Origin of the sequence: Trebonia sp., assembly GCF_049794275.1 — a bacterium.
GTDB lineage: Bacteria > Actinomycetota > Actinomycetes > Streptosporangiales > Streptosporangiaceae > Trebonia.
In genome coordinates this window covers 1-6671 of the sequence record NZ_JBARCR010000994.1, presented here as the reverse complement: position 1 = coordinate 6671, position 6671 = coordinate 1, and the positions used below count along the sequence as shown (strand labels likewise).

Genomic DNA, 6671 nt, shown 5'->3' with positions numbered 1-6671 from the left:
AGCGGCTGGCCCGGCAGGGCTGGCGGGTGGTCGGCCTGGACGCGGGGCCCTTCTGGGACCCCGACGCCGACTGGGTCAGTGACGAGGCCGGATCGCACCACCTGTACTGGACCGAGCCGCGGGTGATTAGCGGTACCGACCCGGTGCCGATGGGCTCGAACAACTCCGGCCGCGGGGTGGGCGGCTCGATGGTGCACTACGCGGGGTATACGCCCCGATTCCACCCGAGCGACTTCGCTACCTGGACAAACGACGGCGTCGGTGCCGACTGGCCGATCAGCTACGAGGACTTGCGGCCGTACTACGAGGACATAGAGCAGGAACTGCCCGTCGCGGGCGAGGCCTGGCCCTGGGGCGACCCGCACACCTACCCGCAGCGCCCTCATCCGGTCGGCGGCAACGGCGAGATCTTCCTGCGCGGCGCGTATGCGTCCGGCATCACGGCGAAGGTGGGACCGGTCGCCATCTCCAACGGGCGGTTCGGCAACCGCCCGCACTGCATCTACCGCGGATTCTGCCTGCAGGGATGCAAGGTCAACGCCAAGGCATCCCCGCTGATCACCCACATCCCCGACGCGCTTGCCCACGGCGCCGAGATCAGGGCCAACGCCATGGTCACCGGGATCGGTTTCGACGAGCGCACCGGCCAGGCCACCGGGGTGCACTACATCCGCGACGGGGTGCCCCGTTTCCAGCAGGCGGCGGCGGTCGCGGTCGCCGGCTACTCGATCGAGACGCCGCGGCTGCTGCTGAACTCCGCGTCGCGTCGGTTCCCTGACGGCATGTGCAACGACTTCGACCAGGTTGGGCGGTACCTGATGGTGCAGGGCGCGCCCCAGACCGCCGGACGCTTCGACGCCGAGGTGCGGATGTACAAATCGCCTCCGCCGGAGGTCAGCAGCGAGCAGTTCTACGAGACTGACCCAGCTAAGCCGTACAAGCGGGGCTTCTCCATCCAGACCGTCTCGCCGCTGCCCATCACCTGGGCCGAGCACGTGGCCGCGCAGGGCCACTGGGGCGCCAGGCTGCGCCAGTACATGAGCGACTACGTGCACTGGTCATGCCTGGGAGCGCTGTGCGAGTTCCTGGCGCAGCCCGGTAACCGGGTGACCCTGGCCGAGGAGAAAGACCGCTACGGCCTGCCCGTCGCCAGCTTCGCCTATTCCCAGTGCGACAACGACAACCAGCTCATGCGCGCCGCGCAGAGCGTCATGGAGCAGATCCTGCACTCTGCCGGGGCCGACGAAGTCATCACCATCGACCGTTATGCCCATCTGGTCGGAGGCGCCCGGATGGCGGCCGACGAGCGACACGGCGTGGTGGACCGCAACTGCCGCAGCTTTGCTGTGCCCAACCTCTACATCACCGACGGCAGCGTGTTGCCCACCCAGGGCAGCGCGAACCCGGCACTGACCATCATGGCCGTCGCCGCCCGCGCGGCCGGCCGCCTGGCCGCCGGCGCCGCTGACGCAACCCAGGAAGGAAACACCCATGGCTAAGCCCACTGTCGCCGACTACCTGCTAGAGCGCCTGCGCGCCTGGGACGTGACCAAAGTCTTCGCGTTCCCTGGCGACGGCATCAACGGCATCCTGGCCGCCTGGGGGCGGGCCGACAACGAGCCCACCTTCATCCAGGCCCGGCATGAGGAGATGGCCGCCTTCGAGGCCGTCGGGTACGCCAAGTTCACCGGCAAGTTCGGCGTGTGCATGGCGACGTCAGGACCCGGGGCGATCCACCTGCTGAATGGGCTCTACGACGCCAAGCTCGATCACGTGCCGGTGGTCGCGATCGTCGGCCAGACCAGCCGTTCCGCGATGGGCGGCTCCTATCAGCAGGAAGTGGACCTCCTTAGCCTGTTCAAGGACGTGGCGAGCGAGTACGTCCAGATGGTCACCGTTCCTGAGCAACTGCCGGGCGTCCTGGACCGGGCCATCCGGGTGGCGCTGGCCGAGCGGGCCCCGACGGCGATCATCATCCCCTCCGATGTCCAGGAGCTGGTGTACTCCGCGCCGACCCACGCGTTCAAGATGGTCCCGTCCAGCCTGGGAATCGACTGGCCGACCGCCGTGCCGGACGGCGACGCGATCGCCCGCGCGGCCGAGATCCTCAACGCGGGCAGCAAGGTCGCGATCCTGGCCGGCCAGGGTGCGCGGGGAGCCCGGGACGAGCTGGCACAGGTTGCCGAGCTCCTCGGCGCCGGGGTGGCCAAGCCATTGCTTGGCAAGGACGTGCTGTCCGACGAACTGCCGTACGTCACCGGCTCGATCGGCCTGCTGGGCACGCGGCCAAGCTACGAGCTGATGCGGAACTGCGACACCTTGCTGACCGTCGGGTCCAGCTTCCCGTACACCCAGTTCCTGCCCGCCTTCGACCAGGCCCGGGCGGTGCAGATCGACATCGACGGCAAGTACATCGGGATGCGCTATCCCTACGAGCTCAACCTCGTCGGGGACGCCCGGGCCACCCTGCGGGCGCTGATCCCGCTGCTGGAGCGCAAGGAGGACCGGTCCTGGCGGGAAGACATCGAGGCCAAGGTAGCCCGGTGGTGGGAGACCATGGAGCAAGAAGCCATGGTCGAGGCCGACCCCATCAACCCGATGCGGCTGTTCCATGAGCTGTCGACGCGGCTGCCAGGGAACGCGATCGTGACCGCGGACTCCGGCTCCTCGGCGAACTGGTACGCGCGCCAGCTGAAGTTCCACGACGGCATCCGCGGCTCCCTGTCGGGCAACCTGGCCACCATGGGACCGGGCGTGCCGTACGGGATCGGCGCTAAGTTCGGCCACCCGGACCGGCCCGTGATCGTGTTCGCGGGCGACGGTGCCATGCAGATGAACGGCCTGGCGGAGCTCATCACCATCAAGCACTACTGGGAGCAGTGGACCGACCCGCGCCTGATCGTCGCCGTCCTGCACAACGACGACCTCAACCAGGTCACCTGGGAGATGCGCGCGATGGAGGGCGCGCCGAAGTTCACCGAGTCGCAGACGCTGCCCGACGTTGACTACGCGGCCTTCGCGACCAGCCTCGGCCTGCAGGGCATCAACGTGGACAAGCCCGCCGACCTCGGCCCCGCCTGGGAGCGGGCGCTGGCCGCCGACCGGCCCACGCTGCTGGATGTCCGGACCGATCCGAGCATCCCGCCGATCCCCCCGCACGCGACGTTCGAGCAGGCCAAGGACGCCGCCAAGGCCATCCTGAAGGGCGATGAGAACGCGCGCCGCGTGATCGTGGAGGGCATCAAGACCAAGGTGCAGGAGTTCCTGCCGCACTCCGGTGACTAAGCGAGGGTACGTTTAGAACAGCCATCGTTGGGGCGGCGGCAGCTGTGCTGGGTTATGCCAGGCCGTCCCTTGATGCGGCTCCAGTCCCTGGCCGCCAGCGATCAGGCCGACCGCGACCGACCACCCTGAGGAGCCCCGACGATGGACGCTTCCCCTATTGTGCAGCCCGGCGCCGGCTGGCGTCCCGAGTCCGCCGGGCGCGGCAGCGAGTACGCGATGCTGTCCCGTCAGGTGCGGCAGGCGGGCCTGCTGGATCGCCGGCTGCGTTATTACACCTGGAAGATCACGCTCACCGCGCTGGCGTTCGCGGCCGGATGGGCAGCGTTCGCCGTCCTCGGGAACTCGTGGTGGCAGCTCGGCATCGCCGTGTTCCTGGCCGTGGCCTTCGCCCAGGTCGCATTCCTTGGCCACGACGCCGGGCACCGGCAGGTCTTCCGCACACGGCGCGCCAACGATGTCCTCGGCGTCTTGTGCGCCAACCTGGCCACCGGACTCAGCTACGGCTGGTGGACCGGCAAGCACAACCGCCACCACGCCCACCCCAACACCGAGGGTGCCGACCCTGACATCATGATCAGCGTGCTGGCGTTCTCTGGCAGCCAGGCACGGGCGAGCCGTGGCATCCAGCGGCTGGCCTTTCGCTACCAGGCCTGGCTACTGGTCCCCATGCTGTTCCTCGAGGCGATCGGCCTGCACGCTTCCAGCATCCGGGCGATTACGCGGCGGTCCGCCCGGAACCGGGCCTGGGAGGCGGCGCTGCTCGGCATCAATGCCGCCGGCTACCTCACCGCGATCTTCCTCGTCCTCCCGCCCGTCAAGGCCGTGGCCTTCATCGTCGTGCAGCAGGGCGTGTTCGGGTTCTACCTCGGGTGCTCGTTCGCGCCCAACCACAAGGGGATGCCGGTCCTGGCCGCGTCCGACAAGACCGATTTCCTGCGCCGCCAGGTGCTCACCTCGCGCAACGTCCGCGGCGGCTGGCTCACCGACTTCGCCCTCGGCGGCCTGAACTACCAGATCGAGCACCACCTGTTCCCGTCAATGCCGCGTCCTAGCCTGCGCCGGTCCCAGGCGCTGGTCGCCGCGTTCTGCGCCGACCGCGGTCTGCCCTACTGCCAGGCCACCCTGCTCGAGTCGTACGCGCAGGCACTGAGCCACCTCAACGCCACCGGCAGGCTCACCCGGCCGGCAGCGGTCAGCGCGGCAGCGGCGGCGCTCGCCCAGCCCTGACTTGACGCTGCCCCTTGACGCTGCCGCCAGGGGCAGCAGCCTCACCTAGTCAGCTCGGCTAGCAGCTGCGAGAGCTCGACGGTCGCGATCCGCACCGAGGAATCGCTGCATCCGTAAGGCAGTACGACGATCCCGTCGTGCAGGAGCGAGCCGCAGGAGTAGACGACGTTCGGGACGTACCCGTCGCGCTCGGACTTATCGGCCACGAGAAGCGGCTCGGGCAGCGCGGAAATCAGGTGCTCCGGCTCGTCCAGGTCGAGCAGGATGGCGCCGATGGCATACTCCCGCATGGGGCCGACGCCGTGCGTGAAGGCCAGCCATCCCGCCGGAGTCTCGATCGGCGAGCCGCAGTTGCCGAGCTGGACCAGCTCCCACGGTCGTGCCGGTGCCTGGATGGTTACGCCCGGCCCCCAGCGACGGCGGTCAGTTGAGTACGCGATCGCGTTGCTCTCCCTGTCCCAGCGGGACAGCGCCGCGTAGCGGCCGGCGATGCGGCGGGGAAACAGCGCCATGCCCTTGTTGCGCGTGGCGGGCCCCGCAAGCGGGGAAACGGTGAACGTCCGGAAGTCCGCGGTTTCCAGCAGGTGCGATGCGACGGCGCCGCCGTCGAACGCCGTGTACGTCGCGCAGTAGGCCGGCTCCGCGCCGTCGGTGAAGCGCACGAACCGCGCGTCTTCCATGCCGTGACTCTCGGCCGGCCCGCCGGGCCACAGCACCCGCTCGGAGAGCGGGTGCCGCGCGTTGAACACGACCTCGTAGCTACTGGCAGCCACCCAGCGCACCCGGTCGACGAGGGCCGCGGAGTCTCCGCGTGTCGCCCGCTGCCGGGACAGCGCGCCGATGGCGGCATCAAGCTCCGCCATGCCAAAGCGCTCAGGCAGCAGGCTCAAGAGGAACTGCGCGTCCTCGTCTTCATGGCCGAACTCGGCAAGCTTGGCCTGGAAGACGCCGCGATCGCAGGTGCCTGGGCGGTAGTGCCCGGTGCCGGGGAACGGTCCCGGCTCTTCAACGCTGATCGCGGATCCGGCGCTGATCGTGCCGGTCCTGAACTCGATGCTGGACAGATGTCCTTCGCCGACCGCGCGCAGGCTCATGACGAACCGGAGCTCCCCGGGGCCGCAGCCGGTCTGGTCGGGATGCGGCACGATCGACGGGTTGAACAGCGCCGCGCCCTCCAGCGCGTACTGCTGAGTGAAATACGCGCCGATCAGGCGCTGCCGGGCGACGCTGACCCCGGCCTCAGCGCCGAGCCTGTGCGCGACAAGCCCGAAGTTGCGCTCCAGAGCGCGGTCCAGGTCACGATACCGGCCGGCGAAGTCGGCCCTCGTGCGGGCAAGCGTCCGGCGTACCTCGTCCTCGGTCAGCGCCAGGACGCGGTCAATGACCGCCTTGGCCCGCGAGTCGCCCGAGATCAGGGTTTCCTGGCCGGGAACGAACAGCTGGCTCAGCGTACGGGACTTGTCAGGCAGCAGCCGGTGAGGCGTTCTGGCCAGGACAGGGCGTCCGGCGCCGGTCACCGTTGCACGGGACTGACGTGGCGGCCTACTTGCAGCACCGAGATCATCGCCAGTGTCGATTCCGCGCCCTGGTTTCGGTTACGGCTGGTACGGCTCAGGCCGTCGCAGCAGCCGCCGGTCCGCTCGTCGAGCAGGGGAACCTGGGCATCATTGTCGCCGAGGAACCACGCCACGCACATGCCGACGCCGTCCAGCCAGCGCGTGTCGCCGGTCACCGCCGCAGCACGCATGCACGCGTCCGCCAGCGCGGCAGCCTCGATCGGCTGCTGATCGAAGCCAGGCCGCTGCTCGCCAGGACCCCAGCCTCCCACCGGAACCACCGACAGGTGACCCCTGTGGGTCTCGCCCGCCAGCAGCCACTCCAGCATGCGCAGGCCGTTGCGGAGAACAGGATCACTGTCAAGTTTCCACCCGGCCACGATGACTGCCTCCGCGATCGCGGCGTTCGCGTAGCTGAGCCTCGGCGCGGGCCAGGGCCACGCGGTACTGGCGGGCGGCTCGCCGATGACGCCGACGGCGTCGGCGAGGAGGCTGAGCCCGGCAGCATGGTCAGGCAGGGCGCCGAGAACCTCGGCGGCGCCGAGAGCCGCGAACGCCATGGCGTGCGGCCACCGCGAGCGGACCCGGGCGGCGGAGTCGAAC

At 69.4% G+C, this 6671-nt stretch carries 4 protein-coding genes and 1 pseudogene; 3 read left to right on the top strand and 2 right to left on the bottom strand.

Annotated elements, in window-relative coordinates:
• From WA805_RS25200 to WA805_RS25190, 3 genes are all read left to right on the top strand, one after another.
• On the top strand, window positions 1–1499 hold a 1499-nt coding region (locus tag WA805_RS25200), incomplete at its 5' end, for a GMC oxidoreductase (RefSeq protein ID WP_425243576.1).
• Window positions 1492–3285, top strand: a complete 1794-nt coding sequence (locus WA805_RS25195; protein ID WP_422273301.1) for a thiamine pyrophosphate-requiring protein — start codon at window positions 1492–1494, stop codon at window positions 3283–3285. The genes WA805_RS25200 and WA805_RS25195, both read left to right, overlap by 8 nt.
• A 141-nt stretch (window positions 3286–3426) precedes the next feature.
• On the top strand, window positions 3427–4512 hold the full coding sequence (locus tag WA805_RS25190) for a fatty acid desaturase family protein (protein ID WP_425243575.1): 1086 nt from the start codon (window positions 3427–3429) through the stop codon (window positions 4510–4512).
• A gap of 41 nt (window positions 4513–4553) precedes the next feature.
• On the opposite strand, the gene WA805_RS25185 is transcribed toward WA805_RS25190, so the two are convergent.
• Window positions 4554–6029, bottom strand: coding sequence for a glycoside hydrolase family 130 protein (locus WA805_RS25185; RefSeq protein ID WP_422324845.1), 1476 nt, complete (start codon window positions 6027–6029; stop codon window positions 4554–4556).
• Window positions 6026–6671: pseudogene (locus WA805_RS25180) on the bottom strand (glycosyltransferase); the annotation flags it as partial. The gene WA805_RS25185 and the pseudogene WA805_RS25180, both read right to left, overlap by 4 nt.

What these genes read in the sequence shown, in the direction of transcription:
- WA805_RS25195 (WP_422273301.1), top strand. Translation starts at nt 1,492, where the DNA reads ATGGCTAAGCCCACTGTCGCCGACTACCTGCTAGAGCGCCTGCGCGCC.
- WA805_RS25190 (WP_425243575.1), top strand. Translation starts at nt 3,427, where the DNA reads ATGGACGCTTCCCCTATTGTGCAGCCCGGCGCCGGCTGGCGTCCCGAG.